Here is a 16942-nt window from a genome sequence, read left to right on the forward strand (position 1 = left end):
GGCCCTTCTCGTAGTCCATTCTAGGCCGGTAGTGCCCCGGATTTCTTCGCCGTCCAGGTGGCGATATAATCCATCAGGCCAGGATTGAGGCAATCATAGGGTTCGAGCCCGATCGTCTTCAATTGCGAACGGATGCCATCCATGCGGCTAGGATCGACACCGGATTCGATGATCGACGAGACGAAGGCGGTGAAGCCCGGCGGCGACCAGCCATCCTCCTCGAAACGCTCGGGATGAATGAAGGAGAGCCCCTTGAAAGGATGGTCGCGCTCGACCGGTCCGTGCATGTGAACGCCGCAACCGGTGCAGGCATGGCGTTGGATCAGGGCGCTCGGATCAACCACCTTCAGCTTGTCGCCATTCTCGGTCACGGTCACGTCGCCCGTGCCCGCCACGGCAACGACCGAGAATATCGCGCCATCGGGTTTCCAGCATTTGGTGCAGCCGCAGGCATGGTTATGGGCGATTTGACCCTTCACCTTGACCTTGACCGGATTGCTCGTGCAGGCGCAGACCAGCGTGCCGCCGGCAAAGCTTGCGCTTTCCCTGGGCAGACCATTGTCGATTTTCGGATGCAATTTCTCCGGCATGTTTTCTCCTCCCTTGTCATGAACCACAGAGGTCGCAGGCCGTTTGGCCGACGGCGTGTGGCTTTACCCTAGTAAACCACGACGCTCCTGATCGACTTGCCCTCGTGCATGAGGTCAAAACCCTTGTTGATGTCCTCGAGCTTCAGCGTATGGGTGATCATCGGATCGATCTGGATCTTGCCGTCCATGTACCAGTCGACGATTTTCGGCACGTCGGTGCGGCCGCGCGCGCCGCCGAAGGCGGTGCCCATCCAGGTGCGCCCGGTGACCAGCTGGAAGGGGCGTGTCGAGATTTCCTGACCGGCGCCGGCGACACCGATGACGACCGACTTGCCCCAGCCACGGTGAGACGATTCAAGGGCTTGGCGCATGACTTTCGTGTTGCCCGTGCAGTCGAAGGTGTAGTCGGCGCCACCGATCTGGTCGGCGCCGCGCTTGGTCATGTTGACGAGGTGGGGCACGATATCGCCCTCGATCTCTTTCGGATTGACGAAATGCGTCATGCCGAATTTCTCGCCCCAGGCTTTCTTGTCGTTGTTCAAGTCGACGCCGATGATCATATCGGCGCCAGCGAGCTTCAGCCCTTGAATGACGTTGAGTCCGATGCCGCCGAGGCCGAAGACGACGGCGGTCGCGCCGATCTCGACCTTGGCCGTGTTGATGACGGCGCCGATGCCGGTGGTCACCCCGCAGCCGATGTAGCAGATCTTGTCGAAGGGCGCGTCGGGATTGACCTTGGCCAGCGCGATCTCGGGCAGCACGGTGAAGTTGGAGAAGGTCGAGCAGCCCATATAGTGGAACAGCTTGTCCTTGCCGATCGAGAAGCGCGAGGAGCCGTCGGGCATCAACCCTTGCCCCTGTGTGGCACGAATGGCCGTGCACAGATTAGTCTTTCTCGACAGGCAGGACGGGCACTGCCGGCACTCAGGTGTATAGAGCGGGATGACGTGGTCGCCCTTCTTGACCGACGTGACGCCCTTGCCGACATCGACGACGACGCCGGCGCCCTCATGGCCGAGGATGGCCGGAAACAGGCCCTCTGGATCGGCGCCTGAGAGCGTGAACTCGTCGGTGTGGCAGATGCCGGTCGCCTTGATCTCGACCAGCACCTCGCCGTCGCGAGGACCGTCGAGGTCGACCTCCATGATCTCCAGCGGCTTTCCGGCGGCGACAGCGACAGCGGCGCGGGTTTTCATCAGGCAAATCCTCCAAGGCGATTTTGCGTTCAAGCTTTCAGGTTTTGGTGATGCGATCAATGGGAAGCTGATGGCGGACCGGGCCACGGCAACGAATTGGATTCGCAAATCGATTGAAAGGCGGTGAATTGCATGGCCGGCTTGACCGCACAAGCAGAGCCCATAAAAGGAACAGCCGACCGGAGGGGAATAACGCCCGCATGTTCACGAAAATCCTGATCGCCAACCGTGGCGAGATTGCCTGCCGCGTTATCAAGACGGCGCGCAAGATGGGGATCGCCACCGTGGCGGTCTATTCGGATGCCGATCGCGACGCCGTGCATGTCGAGATGGCCGACGAAGCGGTGCATATCGGACCATCGCCCGCGGCGCAGAGCTATCTGGTGCCGGAGAAGATCATCGACGCCTGCAAGGCGACGGGCGCGCAGGCCGTGCATCCCGGCTACGGGTTTCTTTCGGAGCGCGCCTCCTTTTGCGAGGCGCTGGAGGCTGAAGGCATCGTCTTCATCGGTCCGAAGCCCAAGGCGATCAAGGCGATGGGCGACAAGATCGAATCGAAGAAATTCGCCAATGCCGCGGAGGTCTCGACCGTGCCCGGCTGGCTCGGCGTTATCGAAAATGCCGACCATGCGGAAAAGATCGCCGGCGAGATCGGTTATCCCGTGATGATCAAGGCCTCGGCCGGCGGCGGCGGCAAGGGCATGCGCATCGCCTGGAGCAAGGCAGAGGTGCGCGACGGGTTCGATCGCGCGCGGTCGGAAGCCAAGAGTTCGTTCGGCGACGATCGTGTGTTCATCGAAAAGTTCGTGGTCGATCCGCGCCACATCGAAATCCAGGTGCTGGCCGACGCGCATGGCAATGCGCTTTACCTTGGCGAGCGCGAATGCTCGATCCAGCGCCGCAACCAGAAGGTCGCCGAGGAAGCGCCGTCGCCTTTTCTCGACGCCAAAACCCGGAAAGCCATGGGCGAACAATCGGTGGCGCTGGCCAAGGCGGTCGACTACCAGAGCGCCGGCACCGTGGAGTTCATCGTCGATAGCGAAAAGAACTTCTATTTCCTTGAAATGAATACGCGATTGCAGGTCGAGCATCCGGTGACGGAGCTCGTCACCGGCATCGATCTGGTCGAGCAGATGATCCGCGTGGCGGCAGGCGAAAAGCTTGCCCTCAAGCAGAGCGACGTGAAGCTGAACGGCTGGGCGGTGGAAAGCCGTCTCTATGCCGAGGATCCCTATCGCAATTTCCTGCCCTCGATCGGCCGGCTGACCAGATACCGGCCGCCGGACGAGGGAAAGTTCGGCGATGTCGTTATCCGCAATGACACCGGCGTCACCGAAGGCTCCGAGATTTCGATGTTCTACGATCCGATGGTCGCCAAGCTGTGCACCTGGGCGCCGACGAGGATCGCGGCAATAGACGCCATGTCGGAGGCACTCGACAGCTTTGTCGTTGACGGTATCGAGCACAACATACCGTTTCTGGCCGCTTTGATGCAGCATCCGCGCTGGCGCGAAGGCCGGATATCGACCGCTTTTATCGCTGAGGAATATCCTGACGGCTTCGCGCCGATCGTACCCGATAGCGAGGAGAAGGCGGTGCTGGCGTCGATCGCCACCGCGATCGAGCTGCTGCGCCGCGACCGGCTCGACCGGCTGGGCGGACGGCTGGCGCCGCATTCCGGCATTCTCAAGCGGGACTGGGTGGTGAAGATCGGCGACGACTATCTTTCGGCTTCGATTCTGGAAGGCATGATCTCCATCCCGGTGGAAATCGATCTGGCGATCGACGGTGGCAGGGCACTGACGGTGGTGTCCGACTGGCGGCCCGGCGACCTCATCTGGCGCGGCACGGTCGGCGACCGCAGGATAGCGGCGCAGATCAGGCCGGTGCCAAACGGGTTGCGTATTGCCTGGAAAGGCATGTCGGTGACGGCGCACGCCATGCTGCCGCGCACGGCTGAACTCGAAAGGCTGATGCCGGCAAAAGTGCCGCCGGACACCTCCAGGATGCTGCTCTGCCCGATGCCCGGCCTCGTCGTGTCGATCGCCGTCGCCGAGGGTCAGGAGGTCAAGGCCGGCGAGACGCTGGCCGTGGTCGAGGCGATGAAGATGGAAAACGTGCTGCACGCCGAGCGCGACCTCACCGTGTCGAAACTCAACGCCAGGCCGGGCGACAGCCTTGCCGTCGATGCGGTAATCATGGAGTTCGCGTGAGGGGAGCCGCACAGGCCGCCGGAAGCCTGTGGTCAGCGGTCGTTTGTACTGGACTGGCATCGTCCGGTCCCGGACAATACATCTTTACCGATTGAGTCCCTCGGACAGCACGGAAAACCATGGCGGATGACAGACTTCCACGCGACCCGCTGTTGCGTGAAGCAGCCGTAAAGGCATCGAGGCCGGAGGTGGCGGCGCGGCCGTTCATCCATCTGCGCGTGCATTCTGCCTATTCGCTGCTCGAAGGCGCCCTGCAGCTCGGCACGGTTGTCGCTCACGCGGTCAAGGACGAGTGCCCGGCGATCGCCGTGACCGACACCAACAATTTGTTCGGGGCGCTGGAATTCGCCCAGAAGGCGGTGAAGGAGGGCATCCAGCCGATCATCGGCTGCCAGACCGCTCTCGCCTTTTCCGGCGAAGCGAACGACAGCCAGCGCGACCGCAGGCGGCAAGGCCCGGACATGCGGCCGGTGGTTTTGATCGCGGCGACCGAGGCCGGCTACAGCAATCTGGTCAGACTGGTCAGCCGGGTCTATCTCGAAACGCCGCCCGGCGAGGCTGTGCACCTGACGACCGGGATGATGCAAGGCCACTCCGACGGGTTGATCTGCCTCAGCGGCGGGCCGCGCGGCCCGATCGGCACTGCCTTGAAGGAAGACCGCCGCGATCTTGCAGAGCAGCGGCTGCTCACGCTCAAGGCGCTGTTCGGCGACCGGCTCTATGTCGAGCTGGATCGGGTTTCCGGCTACGATCGCACAATCGAGAAGTCGACGGTCGATCTGGCCTACAGCCACCACCTGCCGCTCGTCGCCACCAACGAGGCGTTTTTTTCCTCGCGGGAAGACTATGAGGCGCACGATGCGCTGATTGCCATTGCGGAGGGCTCGGTCGTCGCCGTCGACAACCGCCGTCGCCTCTCGCCCGACAATTTCCTGAGAAGCCAGGCCGAGATGGCACGGCTGTTTGCCGATCTGCCGGAAGCCATCGACAACACTGTCGAGATTGCGCTGCGTTGTTCCTATTATCCGAAAACCCGCAATCCGATCCTGCCGCGTTTCACCGGCGGCGATGTTGCCGACAATGACGCCGCGGTAAAGGCGGAAGCCGAGGAACTGGCCCGCCAGGCGCATGAGGGGCTGGAAGCGCGGCTCGCCGCGCACGGCCCCACGCCGGGCTATACGGTGGAGCAATATCGCGAACGGCTCGATTTCGAGCTCGGCATTATCACGAAGATGAAGTTCCCCGGCTATTTCCTGATCGTTGCCGATTTCATCAAGTGGGCCAAGGCGCAAGGCATTCCGGTCGGGCCCGGCCGCGGTTCGGGCGCCGGCTCGCTGGTCGCCTATTCCACGACCATCACCGACATCGACCCGCTGCGCTTCTCCCTGCTGTTCGAGCGTTTCCTCAATCCCGACCGCGTGTCGATGCCCGACTTCGACATCGATTTCTGCCAGGACCGGCGCGAGGAGGTCATCCGCTACGTCCAGCAGAAATACGGCCGCGACCAGGTCGGCCAGATCATCACTTTCGGTACGCTGCAAGCCCGCGCGGTGCTGCGCGACGTCGGCCGCGTGCTGCAGATGCCTTACGGCCAGGTCGACAAGCTCTCCAAGATGGTGCCGTCGAACCCGGCCAATCCGGTCAAGCTCGCCGACGCCATCGCCAACGAGCCGCGCTTCGCCGAAGAGGCAGAGAAGGAGCCGATCGTCCAGACGCTGCTCGACATGGCGCAGAAGCTGGAAGGCCTCTACCGCCACGCCTCGACCCACGCCGCCGGCATCGTCATCGGCGATAGACCTTTGTCGGAACTGGTGCCGATGTACCGCGATCCGCGCTCGGACATGCCGGTCACCCAGTTCAACATGAAATATGTCGAGCAGGCCGGGCTGGTGAAGTTCGACTTCCTCGGCCTGAAGACGCTGACGGTGCTGGAGACCGCGGTCAAGCTGATCCGCCGCCGCGGCATCGAAATCGACCTTGCCCGCATTCCGCTCGACGACCCCGACACCTATGCCATGCTGTCGCGCGGCGAGGTGGTCGGCGTGTTCCAGGTGGAAAGTGCCGGCATGCGCAAGGCGCTGATCGGCATGCGGCCCGACTGCATCGAGGACATCATCGCGCTGGTCGCTCTCTATCGTCCAGGCCCGATGGAGAACATCCCGACCTATAACGCCAGAAAGCATGGCGAGGAGGAGATGGCCTCGATCCACCCGAAGATCGACCATCTGGTGAAGGAGACGCAAGGCGTCATCGTCTACCAGGAACAGGTCATGCAGATCGCGCAGGAGCTTGCCGGCTATTCGCTCGGCGAAGCCGATCTTCTACGCCGCGCCATGGGCAAGAAGATCCGCGCCGAGATGGACAAGCAGCGCGAGCGGTTCGTCTCGGGCGCGGTCGAGCGCGGCGTCGGCAAGCCGCAGGCCGACTTCATCTTCGACCTTCTGGCCAAATTCGCCGACTACGGCTTCAACAAGTCGCATGCCGCCGCCTATGCGGTGGTCTCCTACCAGACGGCCTATCTCAAGGCGCATTATCCGGTCGAGTTCCTGGCCGCGTCGATGACGCTCGACATGGGCAACACCGACAAGCTTGCCGATTTCCGCCAGGATGCGCTGCGTCTCGGCATCGAGGTGGTGGCGCCGTCGGTGATGACGAGCTTTCGCGCCTTCGAGGTCGGCGAGAACAAGATCTTCTATTCGCTGGCGGCACTCAAGGGCGTCGGCGATGCGGCGGTCGAACACATCGTCGCCGTGCGCGGCGAAAGGCCGTTCAAGAGCCTCGCCGATTTCTGCGAAAGGGTCGATCCCAAGATCGTCGGCAAGCGCGTCTTCGAAAGCCTGATCATGGCCGGTGCGCTGGATTGCTTCGGTCACGACCGCGCCGCGATGATGGCCGGCGTCGAGCGGATGATGGGGCTGGCTTCGCTGGCGCAGCAGAACGCGGTTTCGGGTCAGGCCGACATTTTTGGCGCCTCGCTCGGCGCGCAGTCGCAAGCCCTCAATCTGCCCCCGACCGAGCCATGGCTTGCCGCCGACCGCCTGCACCGCGAATTCCAGGTGGTCGGCTTCTATCTCTCGGCGCACCCACTCGACGAGTACAAGGCGGCATTGCAGAAGATGCGGGTGCAGAACTGGGGCGAGTTCTCCGCCGCCGTCAAACGGGGGGCTGCGGCCGGCCGGCTTGCCGGCACCGTCACCACCAAGCAGGAACGCAAGACGCGCACCGGCAACAAGATGGGCGTCGTGCAGTTCTCAGACAATTCGGGCCAGTATGAGGCGGTGCTGTTCTCCGAGGGCCTGGCGCAATACCGCGATCTGCTGGAGCCTGGCCGTTCGGTGGTGATCACCGTTTCGGCCGAGGACCGGCCGGAAGGCGTCAACCTTCGCATCCAGACCGTGCAGTCGCTGGAAGACGAGGCAAGCCGCGTCCAGAAGGCCCTGCGCATCTTTGTCAGGGATGACGGGCCAGCGCCAATCATTCAGTCGCAGCTCAAACAACGTGGCGACAGTCAGGTCAGCATTATTGTCCTTAAAGGCGAGGCAGAGGGCGAGGTCGAGATCGCCTTGCCAGGCGGGTATCGCGTTTCGCCGCAAATCGCATCCGCCATGCGCGCGGTGCAGGGCGTGGTGGAAGTGGAGCTTGTGTAGCTGACCGGGGCTGGCCGCGCAGGCAATACTGGACGATCGCCGCCGCGAACGCTATCGCAGTCACCATGAGAGCGGCAGAGAAGGACGAATTGCAGGATCGTTCGGCCTTGGCACGGCTGCGCGACATATTGCGCAAGCTCTATCACGGGCGCACGCCCGCGGCTTTTCGGTTTCAGCTTGGGGCCATCATCATCGACGTGGCCATCATCGGCTTCTTCATCGCCACGCCGGTCATTCAGCAGTCGTCCTCTTTCCTCTGGCTCGATTATACAGTGGCGGCGCTTGTCGCCGCCGACATGGCTGCCCGGCTGTTGGCCTCCAACGACATGCTGCGCCTGATCAGGCAGCCGGCGTCGTGGATCGATGTCTTCATCCTGCTGACGCTGCTGATGCCCACGGCACTGGCCAATCTCGGTTTCCTGCGTATCCTCAGACTGTGGTCGCTGTCTCGCAGCGGCAGGTTGTGGCGGCATTTGGAGATGCGCGGCCTCAGGCGATGGCGCGAGGCGAGCCACGCAGTCATCAATCTCCTGACCTTCCTGCTTGTCATCACCGGCTTCGTCTACACCTTCTTCTTCCGCACCCAGGCTGGTCTCGAAGGTTATATCGACGCGCTCTATTTCACCGTTGCCACGGTGACCACGACCGGGTTCGGCGACATCGTCCTGCCGGGAATAGCAGGCAAGCTCACCGCGATCGCCACCATGATCATCGGCATATCGCTGTTCGTCAGGCTGGCGCAGGCGCTTTTCCGTCCCGCCAAGGTCTTTTTTCCTTGTCCGCAATGCGGGCTGCAGCGACATGAGCCCGACGCGGTGCACTGCAAAGCCTGCGGGCATCTTCTCAAGATACCCGACGACGGCGATTAAGGCCCAAGGCACTATGATACCGCGATCTCCGCGGGTTTCGTGGCTCTGCGTTGCAGGTTGAGCAGATTGCCCATCAGGATCAGCAAGGCGCCACCGGCGGTGAAGGCGTCGATCTGCTCGTGATAGAGCAGCCAGCCGATCAGCGCCGACAGCGGCACGCGTAGGAAATCCATCGGCGAGATGACCGTGGCGTCGGCATAGCCGAGCGCCCGGGCCATGCAGAAGTGCGACGACATGCCGGTGAAGGCGATCATCACGATCCACGGCCAAAGTTCGAGCGGCGGGTTGCGCCACTGGTAGAGTGCCGGGACGAGGCCGATGACCGACTGGATGACCAGCATCCAGAAGATGATGCGCACGACGCTGTCAGTCTTCGTCAGCGATTTGACCAGGACCACCGAGATGCCGAAGCAGACAGCGGCGCCCAGCACGACAACATATCCCGGATTAACGGCGCCGATGCCTGGACGCACGATGATCACCACGCCGATCAGCCCGAGGACGATCGCCGCAAGTCTTGGCCGGGAGAGCCTTTCGCCGAGGAAACCGACCGCCAGAATGGCCGTCCAGATCGGCGTCGTGAATTCGATGGAGATCAGCACACCCAGCGGAATCAGCGTCAGCGCGTAAAGCCATGCTGCCTGGCCTGTATAGTGGATGACGTTGCGTGCGATATGGGCGACGGGTCGCTTGGTGCGCATCGCTGCAAAACCGCCTGATGCCATCACCAGCGGCAGCAGGATGAGAAGGCCGATCACCGAGCGCAGCTCCAGCACCTGGAAGACGTTGAGCTCGGCGGTTGTGGCGCGGCCGGCGACCGACATCGCCAGGAACGAGGCGACCGACAGCGCCATCCAGAACGCGGCCTTGGGGATCGAGGGTGAGGGTGCCATGCGCGCTATGTCGCAATCCCGGGCTTTCCCTGCAACCGCTAGGCGATGCATTCGACTGGGCCAGAAGCGGTGCGTTGCAAAACAGTCATGTTGAAAGTGGAACCTGCCACGGCGGCAAGCGTTGATTCCCGGTATTCCTGACTTCCTTGGAGTTCCTTGTCTCTGACCAGCACGGGGAGAGCTTTGATGAATTTGTTCGCGCGATTTTTACTTGCCGGTTGCCTGACGGCCGCGGCGGGTGCAGCTCATGGCGAAGACGCGGATTTCCTCCGTTCGTTCCAGGGGAATTTTGCCGGCAAAGGTATTGTCAAGGTCACGACCGAAGCACCGACGGTGAATGTTTCCTGCACCTTCAATTCCGACGCGACATCGACCTCGCTGTCGCTGGACGGCAAATGCCGCGGGCTTGTCGTGGTGACCCGCGCCATCAGCGCGGATCTGAAGTCGAGCGGGGCGAAATACACCGGTGTCTATGTCGGGTCCCGCACCGGGCCGGCGCAGCTCAACGGCAGCCGATCCGGCGACGCCATCAATCTCGGCATAAGCTGGGCGAAGGAGGTCAACGGCGATCGCAAGGCCCGGCTCACTGTCGAGAAGAACGGCGAGGACGGGATGCGGCTCACCGTTACCGACGTCGACCCGAAAACCGGCAAGACCGTGGTGACCAGCCGGATCGATCTCAGACGCACTTGATCGCGGATGGAGTCGCTGCCGGCCGGTGTCAGTCCTCGATCGGCTCGGGCGGATGGGCATTGCGGCCTTTGCCGAAGGTATAGCCTGTTTCCACGGCCTTCTTGCCGAACTTGTCGCGCAGCGTGTCGATGGCGCCTTCGGCCATGGCGCGTTTGCGCGACTGGACGTCGACCAGGTCGGGCGGATCGGCCTTTTCGTCGTCGGAGAGGTCGCTGACGCCGATGCCGAGCAGCCGGTATTTCGTCCCGTCCGCTTCGCGGCGTAACAGATCGAGACCGGTCGAGAAGATCCGGTCGGCCAGCCGGGTTGGGTCGCCGAGCTGGCGGTTGCGCGTGCGGGTCTTGAAATCCTGGGTCTTCAGCTTCAGCACGACGGTGCGCCCGGCAATGCCGGATTTCCGCAGCCGCGCCGCGACCTTTTCCGACAGCGCCCTCAGCACCGAGACCAATTCGTCCAGCGAAGCGATATCGGTATCGAAAGTGGTTTCCGCCGATACGCTTTTCGCATCCTGGTCGGGGTGGACGCGGCGGTCGTCCTCGCCGCGCGAAAGCCGGTAGAGCCGGTCGCCCATCACGCCATAACGACGCATCAGGTCGCCACGCTCCATGCGCTGCAACTGGCCGATGGTGCGGATGCCGTCCCGCTCGAGCGCGGCCTCGAAGGCCTTTCCCACGCCCCAGATCAGCGTTACCGGCTGCCCGGCCAGAAAGCCTGGCGCCTCGGCCTCGCCGATCACCGAGAAGCCGCGCGGCTTGCGAAAATCCGACGCCACCTTGGCCAGGAACTTGCAGTAGGAAAGGCCCGATGACACGGTGATGCCGATTTCCTTCTCGACGCCAAGAGCAAAGCGCGCCAGCACCACCGCCGGCGGCAGCCCATGCAAACGCTCGGTGCCGGCAAGGTCCAAAAATGCCTCATCAATGGAGATCGGCTCGACCAGCGGCGTCAGCGCCTGCATCAGGGCGCGCACTTCGCGGCCGACACGGGCATATTTCTCCATGTCCGGCGGCATGACCACCGCTTCCGGACAGGCTTCGAGCGCCTTGAACATCGGCATGGCCGAGCGCACGCCGTGAATGCGGGCGATATAGCAGGCGGTGGAGACGACGCCGCGCTTGCCGCCGCCGATGATCAACGGTCGGTCCTTCAGCGCCGGGTTGTCGCGCTTTTCGATGGCCGCGTAAAACGCGTCACAGTCGATATGGGCAAGATGCAGCTTGTAGAGCTCGGGATGGCGGGCAAGCCGCGGGCTGCCGCAGCGTTCGCAGCGTCGTGCCTCGCCGCGCTGGAAGGTCAGGCAGTCGCGGCAAAAACCGTGATCGGGATTGTTGACAGGGGCCGCCATCGATGCGAACATAAAGAGAACAAACGCAATGGTACGTCAGGACGGAGGCCGCGACAAGGCGGCTGGCCGGGAGAGAGTTCATGAATACGACCATCGCGCCCCTGGCGCCCGAGCTTTGGGCGGATTTCGAGGATCTTTTCGGCAAGCAGGGCGCCTGTTACGGCTGCTGGTGCACGCATTTCCGGCTGGCGCCGGCAGTGCGCCGCGCGAGCGACAAGGAGCGCAACAAGGACCACATCAAGGCGCGGATCGAGGCCGGACCGCCTCCTGGCGTGCTGGCATTCGAGGATGGCGAGGCGGTCGGCTGGATGCAGATCGGTCCGCGCGCCGACGTGCCTGAATGGAACAACAAGGGCAGGGGTTCAGCACCTGTCGATCCCGCCGACGCTTCCGATCCGGGTGTCTGGGCGATCTCCTGTTTCTTCATCCGGACCAAGGCGCGGGGCAGGGGTCTCAGTCACCGCCTTGTCGAAGGTGGCATCGCGTTTGCCCGCCGGAACGGCGCGCGGCTGGTCGAAGCCTGCCCGATGGACCTGTCGAAAGACTCGCGCTCGATCGGCCTGTTCGTCGGCTCATCGCGGGTTTTCGAGAAGGCCGGCTTCGAACGGCTTGTGGAACGCAAGGCGGGCAGGCCGCTGATGCGGCTGGTGCTTTAGGTCGTTGTCTTGCAGCTGTGAGGGTGTCTTTCTACCGATGAACGAAATGACTTTTGCTTTTTGGATGAGGGTTCAAATGAAGCGTGTTTTGCCATTTGTCTTAGTTCTTGCATTTTGCGGGCCAGCCTGGGGCCAGACCGTCGACGGCAGGGGTGCGAAGCAGCTGTCGAATGATCTGTCGCGTTACATTGGCAAGAAGGTGCTCGACAGCGGCATTCTGAAGATCTCGGCCGACGGCGATGCCTATCGGATAGCCTTCGACTTCGACGCAGTCCTTAGGGCAAATCCCAGCAAGGATCCTCTGACATTCAATCTCGTCCCCTTTGCGATGCTGGTCAAACCGCGCAGTGACGGAAGCTGGAGCGTGTCGTCAGATTTAGCACCCAACGCCTTCGTCGATGTCGAGGGACCACGCGGGGTGCGTTTCTCCGTTTCCGGCTCCGCGTTCAGTGGCATCTACGATCCGGGACTGGCGGCGTTCACTAGCGGAGCCGGCTCGATGGCCGGAATGCAGGTGACATCCAGGGATCCCAAGGAGCCTATGGACCTAAGAATTGGCGCCGGTACGTCGACCTTGAACGCTAGCAAATCCGAGGACGGCGGCGTCGATATTGCCATGACGCAAACGATTGCTGATTTCGTCGAAACGGCCATCGCCGACGAAGGCGAGACGGGGCTGAAAGTACCAGTCACAATGAAGTCACCGAGGATGTCGACCGAGATTACCGGGAGTGGCGTGCGTACGAAGGCTTTCCTCGATCTTCTCGGTTTTGCCGTCGTCAATCAGGACGAATCTTCACTAAGGACAAATCAGGCTGAGCTGAAGTCGCTGCTGACGAGCGCATTGCCCTTGTGGGAGCGATTGGAATATTCCTATCGCTTTGATGGCATCAGCGTGGAGAGTCCTGCGGGCAATTTCGAGCTTGCGGATTTGAGCGCGACCACCGGCCTCGACGGAATCTCTGACAACGGGAAGATCGATTGTCGGATTGAGGCGACCGGCTTGACCGTCCCTCAGCACCTTCTGCCCAGCTGGAGCGCCGCGCTGTTGCCTGCCGACATCGAATTGAGCTTTGGCGGCGCCAATCTCGACTTGGACAGCATGCTAAGAAAGGCGATTGAAGCCTTTGATCTCAATAAGAATCCTCCGCTTTCAGATGAATTTGGCGAGGCCTTGATCGCCGATTTCATGGCCAACAATCCGAAAGTCGTCCTCGCGCACAGCACGGTGAAGAACGGCAACATCGAGGTTGCGATGGAAGGCGAGATGACGTTCCCCGGCAAGAAACCGCAAGCGCGCATGATCGTCGATATCGCGGGCTACGACAAAATCGTGCAGACCCTGCAGACGGCGGCCAAAAGCGACCAGCAAGCGGCACAAGTTTTCCCCTTCGCGCTCGCGGTCAAAGGATTTGGGAAGACGCTGCCGAATGGCCGTATGGAATGGGTCATCAACGCCAAGGCCGACGGCTCGGTCACGGTGAACGGCGCTATGCTGAAGCCGGCCGATGCCGTCCTAGACGATCCCCTTACTGACCCAAGTGATGCTACCAAGGGCGACAACGGCGGAGCGAAGCTCCAGCCTTAGGCGCTTGATCAAAATCCAAGCGCCATTGCGATCTTCGGCGTGGCGTCGTGCCAGTCCTCGACGACTGTGATGCCATCCGGCACCGGCGGCAGGAAGGCGCGCAGCGAATTGTCGGCCATCAGATGGAAGAGATGCGCGTCGGCGACCGAGCTCCGCACCGACACAAGGTTGGACGGCTGGTCATCGACGAAGGCGACCGGTCGATCCTTCTTGCCGCGCAATTTGGCCACCGCCGGTCCTTTGGCCATCTCGGTGGTCAGAAGCGGATAGGGCAGCCCAAGCGCGTCAAGATGGGCGCGGCGCACCGCGCGGTGCTTGTGCGGCATGGCGGTCAGCAGGACGATCTCGGCGCTATCGCCAAGCGCTGCAAGAGCATCCTCGGCACCGTCGGTGATGCTTTGCCAATCGGCCTGCGCGTCGAAGAACTCGCCCAGAAGTGTCGTCACCTCGGGCTGTTCGATCAGACGGCCGCTCGCCGTTTCGGCGATGTTGCCGGTGAGGCGGAACGAAGCGAGCGTCAGGCCGAAGCCGCGTGATTTGAGAAAATGCGGAAAAGGCCGGATGAATTCGAGCACGACGTCGTCGACATCGAGCACCAGCAGCGGCCGGTCATCGGCGGCAAGTTCCTCGATCTGCCGCGCGGTTTCGGGATCGTCGCTCATATGGAATGCTCGTGATTATCGTCGCCCAGCGGCAAAGCCCGCAGCGCCTTGCCGACGGCGGCCGGTGGCGTGCCGGTTTCCTCGGCAAATCGCATCAGCGTCGGCTCGTGGGCGAGAATGAATTGCAACACGCCAGCCAGGAATCCCGGCTCGCCTGCTGCCTGGCGGATCGAATGCGCCCCGATGCCGGTTATTGCTAGGAAGCGCGGCAGAAGCTCCGGGTCCGCGGCGACGAAGCCCAATGCCTTCACGGCTATGGTTTCGGCCTCCTCACGCATTGACGCTGCGTTTGCCATCGCTACCTTCTCTAGGGTGGAATGAGTCTCTTTTCGCAGTAATCGCAAGTGTCGCCTGCGGCAAGCTCTTCAATGTGGTGTTCGAAGTGGAATCCGAACGGCTTTTGCGGCTGCCGGTTTGCGTTTCGTCAATCTTATTGCCGTATTGTGACGCAGGGTTTGGTGCGTGCCGGCAGGGGCGCATGACGGCAGCCTTCGAGCGGAAGGCCGAGCCGGAACGGGAAACTGATGCCAAAGAAGGTCATGATCGTCGAGGACAATGAGCTCAATATGAAGCTCTTTCGGGACCTCATTGAAGCGAGCGGCTACGAAACGGTGCGCACGCGCAACGGTCTGGAGGCGCTGGACCTGGCGCGAAAGCACCGGCCGGACCTGATCCTGATGGACATTCAGCTGCCAGAAGTGTCGGGGCTGGAAGTGACCAAATGGCTGAAGGAGGACGACGACCTCCATGTCATCCCGGTCATAGCGGTCACCGCCTTCGCGATGAAGGGCGACGAGGAGCGTATTCGTCAGGGCGGCTGCGAGGCTTATATTTCGAAGCCGATTTCGGTGCCGCGTTTCATAGAAACCATCAAATCCTACCTGGGCGATGCCTGATGCGCCCTTTCAGCCGAGCCGGAGCCTTATGAGATGACTGCACGGATCCTCGTCGTCGACGACATCCCTGCCAATGTGAGGCTGCTCGAGGTCCGGCTGCTCGCCGAATATTTCGAGGTGCTGACCGCCACCAATGGGCCGGACGCGATCGAAACCTGCGAAAACGGCAAGGTCGATGTCGTGCTGCTCGACGTGATGATGCCCGACATGGACGGGTTCGAGGTCTGCCGGCGGCTGAAGAGCGATCCGGCGACATCGCATATCCCGATCGTCATGATTACCGCGCTCGACCAGGTTTCGGACCGGGTGCGCGGGCTCGACGCCGGCGCCGACGATTTTCTGACCAAGCCGGTCAACGATCTGCAACTGATGACGCGCGTCAAGAGCCTGGTCAGGCTGAAGACGCTGACCGACGAATTGCGCCTGCGCGCCTCGACCACCCGCAACATCGGCATCGAGGAGCTTCTGAGCCGCAATTTCGCCACCGAAGACACGATGCCGAAGGTTCTCTTGATCGATGAGCGTCAATCTTCCTTCGAGCGCATTCAGAGAATGCTGCGCGCCAGCGCCGATCTCGACATTGCCACCGATCCGCATGCCGGCTTCTTCCAGGCCGCCGAGACGCCTTACGAATGTGTGATGATCTCGACGGCCTTCTCCGATTTCGATCCGCTGAGACTGTGTTCGCAATTGCGCTCGCTCGATCGCACCCGCTTCCTGCCGATCATCCTTCTGGCGGAGCAGGGTGAGGAGGGACGCCTCGTGCGCGGCCTCGAACTCGGCATTAACGACTATCTGATGCGGCCGATAGACCAGCAGGAACTGACCGCGCGGCTGCGCACGCAGATCCGCCGCAAGCGCTACAACGACCAGCTCCGCGCCAGCGTCACCCAGACCATCGAGATGGCGGTGACCGACGGGTTGACCGGGCTGCACAACCGCCGTTACCTCGACAGCCATCTGCAGACGCTGTTCGACCGCGCCGTGGCGCGGCGGCGGCCGTTGTCGGTGATGATCACCGATCTCGATCGCTTCAAGGCCATCAACGACGCGCACGGCCATGACGGCGGCGACGACGTGCTGCGCGAATTCGCGCGGCGGCTGCGCAAGAATGTGCGCGGCATCGATCTCGCCTGCCGTTTCGGCGGCGAGGAGTTCGTGGTGGTGATGCCGGATACGGATGGCGTGGTCGCCGAAAGGGTTGCGGAGCGGATTCGCGCCGAAATCGCGCAGATGCCGTTTGCCGTCGGTTCTGAGGGCGAGACGATCGAGGTCACCGTCAGCGTCGGCGTATCGTCGGTGCTGAAGGGCGTGGACACAGTGGCGGGATTGATGAAGCGCGCCGATCTGGCGCTCTACGAAGCCAAGAGCGGCGGCCGCAACCGCGTCGTCGCCAAGGCAGCATAGCGCCGACGTTCGATTATCCAGTCGGTGCGGCAGGGTTACGCATTTACCTTAACGCAAGCATTCCCGTTGCTTGGTTAAGAAATGGTTGATTTTCCTGAGGTGTTGCGCAAATGTGCAGGCCAATGAAGGAGCCGGCGCGAGGGTAGTTCGCCGGATCGATCCGAAGAATACCCCATGATTCTCAGGTCCGCCGCATCTCCTGGGTCCGTGGGGTCGGCCGGCCGGCGCTGGCACATAGTGGCCTCCTCGTACCGCTGCCAAACGCCGACCGGCCCCCTTTCCTAATG

General features: G+C 62.3%; 14 protein-coding genes. 8 read left to right on the top strand and 6 right to left on the bottom strand.

The features are described 5' to 3' along the window. Positions 1 to 20 precede the first annotated feature (20 nt). Together gfa and AC0L2H_RS12710 are read right to left on the bottom strand one after the other, a co-directional pair. Positions 21 to 590 (bottom strand): S-(hydroxymethyl)glutathione synthase, encoded by a 570-nt coding sequence (gfa, locus tag AC0L2H_RS12705; protein WP_473590543.1) that lies wholly within the window; start codon positions 588 to 590, stop codon positions 21 to 23. 68 nt (positions 591 to 658) lie between these two features. After that, positions 659 to 1786 (bottom strand): S-(hydroxymethyl)glutathione dehydrogenase/class III alcohol dehydrogenase, encoded by a 1128-nt coding sequence (locus tag AC0L2H_RS12710; protein WP_473590544.1) that lies wholly within the window; start codon positions 1784 to 1786, stop codon positions 659 to 661. A gap of 200 nt (positions 1787 to 1986) precedes the next feature. Here AC0L2H_RS12710 and AC0L2H_RS12715 point away from each other — a divergent pair, with 200 nt between their 5' ends. The 3 genes from AC0L2H_RS12715 (at position 1987) to AC0L2H_RS12725 (ending at position 8515) form a co-directional block, all read left to right on the top strand. Continuing rightward, positions 1987 to 3999, top strand: a complete 2013-nt coding sequence (locus AC0L2H_RS12715) for an acetyl-CoA carboxylase biotin carboxylase subunit (RefSeq protein WP_473590545.1) — start codon at positions 1987 to 1989, stop codon at positions 3997 to 3999. Positions 4000 to 4118: 119 nt separating this feature from the next. Next, on the top strand, positions 4119 to 7646 hold the full coding sequence (dnaE, locus tag AC0L2H_RS12720; protein ID WP_473590546.1) for a DNA polymerase III subunit alpha: 3528 nt from the start codon (positions 4119 to 4121) through the stop codon (positions 7644 to 7646). A gap of 65 nt (positions 7647 to 7711) precedes the next feature. Continuing rightward, positions 7712 to 8515, top strand: coding sequence for a potassium channel family protein (locus tag AC0L2H_RS12725; protein WP_473590547.1), 804 nt, complete (start codon positions 7712 to 7714; stop codon positions 8513 to 8515). Positions 8516 to 8526: 11 nt separating this feature from the next. On the opposite strand, the gene AC0L2H_RS12730 is transcribed toward AC0L2H_RS12725, so the two are convergent. After that, the gene (locus tag AC0L2H_RS12730; RefSeq protein WP_473590548.1) at positions 8527 to 9408 is read right to left on the bottom strand and encodes a DMT family transporter; all 882 of its coding nucleotides are present in this window, start codon (positions 9406 to 9408) and stop codon (positions 8527 to 8529) included. Between the two features lie 186 nt (positions 9409 to 9594). On the opposite strand from AC0L2H_RS12730, the gene AC0L2H_RS12735 reads away from it, so the two are divergent. Beyond that, positions 9595 to 10101, top strand: coding sequence for a hypothetical protein (locus tag AC0L2H_RS12735; protein WP_473590549.1), 507 nt, complete (start codon positions 9595 to 9597; stop codon positions 10099 to 10101). Between the two features lie 28 nt (positions 10102 to 10129). Here the strand turns inward: AC0L2H_RS12735 and AC0L2H_RS12740 are convergent, their stop codons facing one another. Next, positions 10130 to 11458, bottom strand: a complete 1329-nt coding sequence (locus AC0L2H_RS12740; RefSeq protein WP_473590550.1) for a DNA polymerase IV — start codon at positions 11456 to 11458, stop codon at positions 10130 to 10132. Between the two features lie 68 nt (positions 11459 to 11526). On the opposite strand from AC0L2H_RS12740, the gene AC0L2H_RS12745 reads away from it, so the two are divergent. Then, entirely contained in the window at positions 11527 to 12102 is a 576-nt protein-coding gene (locus AC0L2H_RS12745) for a GNAT family N-acetyltransferase (protein WP_473590551.1), read from the top strand. 37 nt (positions 12103 to 12139) lie between these two features. Continuing rightward, the gene (locus AC0L2H_RS12750) at positions 12140 to 13690 is read left to right on the top strand and encodes a hypothetical protein (RefSeq protein WP_473590552.1); all 1551 of its coding nucleotides are present in this window, start codon (positions 12140 to 12142) and stop codon (positions 13688 to 13690) included. 8 nt (positions 13691 to 13698) lie between these two features. Here the strand turns inward: AC0L2H_RS12750 and AC0L2H_RS12755 are convergent, their stop codons facing one another. Beyond that, positions 13699 to 14352 carry a hypothetical protein gene (locus AC0L2H_RS12755; RefSeq protein WP_473590553.1) on the bottom strand — a complete coding sequence of 218 codons (654 nt, stop codon included), beginning with the start codon at positions 14350 to 14352 and terminating at the stop codon, positions 13699 to 13701. Next, entirely contained in the window at positions 14349 to 14648 is a 300-nt protein-coding gene (locus AC0L2H_RS12760) for a DUF3572 domain-containing protein (RefSeq protein ID WP_473590554.1), read from the bottom strand. The genes AC0L2H_RS12755 and AC0L2H_RS12760 overlap by 4 nt, the downstream gene beginning before the upstream one ends. A gap of 228 nt (positions 14649 to 14876) precedes the next feature. Here AC0L2H_RS12760 and AC0L2H_RS12765 point away from each other — a divergent pair, with 228 nt between their 5' ends. Continuing rightward, positions 14877 to 15248 (top strand): response regulator, encoded by a 372-nt coding sequence (locus tag AC0L2H_RS12765; protein ID WP_010909712.1) that lies wholly within the window; start codon positions 14877 to 14879, stop codon positions 15246 to 15248. Positions 15249 to 15281: 33 nt separating this feature from the next. Then, entirely contained in the window at positions 15282 to 16655 is a 1374-nt protein-coding gene (locus tag AC0L2H_RS12770; protein ID WP_473590555.1) for a PleD family two-component system response regulator, read from the top strand. The last annotated feature ends 287 nt before the right edge of the window (positions 16656 to 16942 follow it).

This window comes from Mesorhizobium sp. WSM4871 (assembly GCF_055811295.1).

Coding starts and splice junctions, on each gene's coding strand:
- gfa (WP_473590543.1), bottom strand. CDS start 590: ATGCCGGAGAAATTGCATCCGAAAATCGACAATGGTCTGCCCAGGGAA.
- AC0L2H_RS12710 (WP_473590544.1), bottom strand. CDS start 1,786: ATGAAAACCCGCGCCGCTGTCGCTGTCGCCGCCGGAAAGCCGCTGGAG.
- AC0L2H_RS12715 (WP_473590545.1), top strand. CDS start 1,987: ATGTTCACGAAAATCCTGATCGCCAACCGTGGCGAGATTGCCTGCCGC.
- dnaE (WP_473590546.1), top strand. CDS start 4,119: ATGGCGGATGACAGACTTCCACGCGACCCGCTGTTGCGTGAAGCAGCC.
- AC0L2H_RS12725 (WP_473590547.1), top strand. CDS start 7,712: ATGAGAGCGGCAGAGAAGGACGAATTGCAGGATCGTTCGGCCTTGGCA.
- AC0L2H_RS12730 (WP_473590548.1), bottom strand. CDS start 9,408: ATGGCACCCTCACCCTCGATCCCCAAGGCCGCGTTCTGGATGGCGCTG.
- AC0L2H_RS12735 (WP_473590549.1), top strand. CDS start 9,595: ATGAATTTGTTCGCGCGATTTTTACTTGCCGGTTGCCTGACGGCCGCG.
- AC0L2H_RS12740 (WP_473590550.1), bottom strand. CDS start 11,458: ATGTTCGCATCGATGGCGGCCCCTGTCAACAATCCCGATCACGGTTTT.
- AC0L2H_RS12745 (WP_473590551.1), top strand. CDS start 11,527: ATGAATACGACCATCGCGCCCCTGGCGCCCGAGCTTTGGGCGGATTTC.
- AC0L2H_RS12750 (WP_473590552.1), top strand. CDS start 12,140: ATGAACGAAATGACTTTTGCTTTTTGGATGAGGGTTCAAATGAAGCGT.
- AC0L2H_RS12755 (WP_473590553.1), bottom strand. CDS start 14,352: ATGAGCGACGATCCCGAAACCGCGCGGCAGATCGAGGAACTTGCCGCC.
- AC0L2H_RS12760 (WP_473590554.1), bottom strand. CDS start 14,648: ATGGCAAACGCAGCGTCAATGCGTGAGGAGGCCGAAACCATAGCCGTG.
- AC0L2H_RS12765 (WP_010909712.1), top strand. CDS start 14,877: ATGCCAAAGAAGGTCATGATCGTCGAGGACAATGAGCTCAATATGAAG.
- AC0L2H_RS12770 (WP_473590555.1), top strand. CDS start 15,282: ATGACTGCACGGATCCTCGTCGTCGACGACATCCCTGCCAATGTGAGG.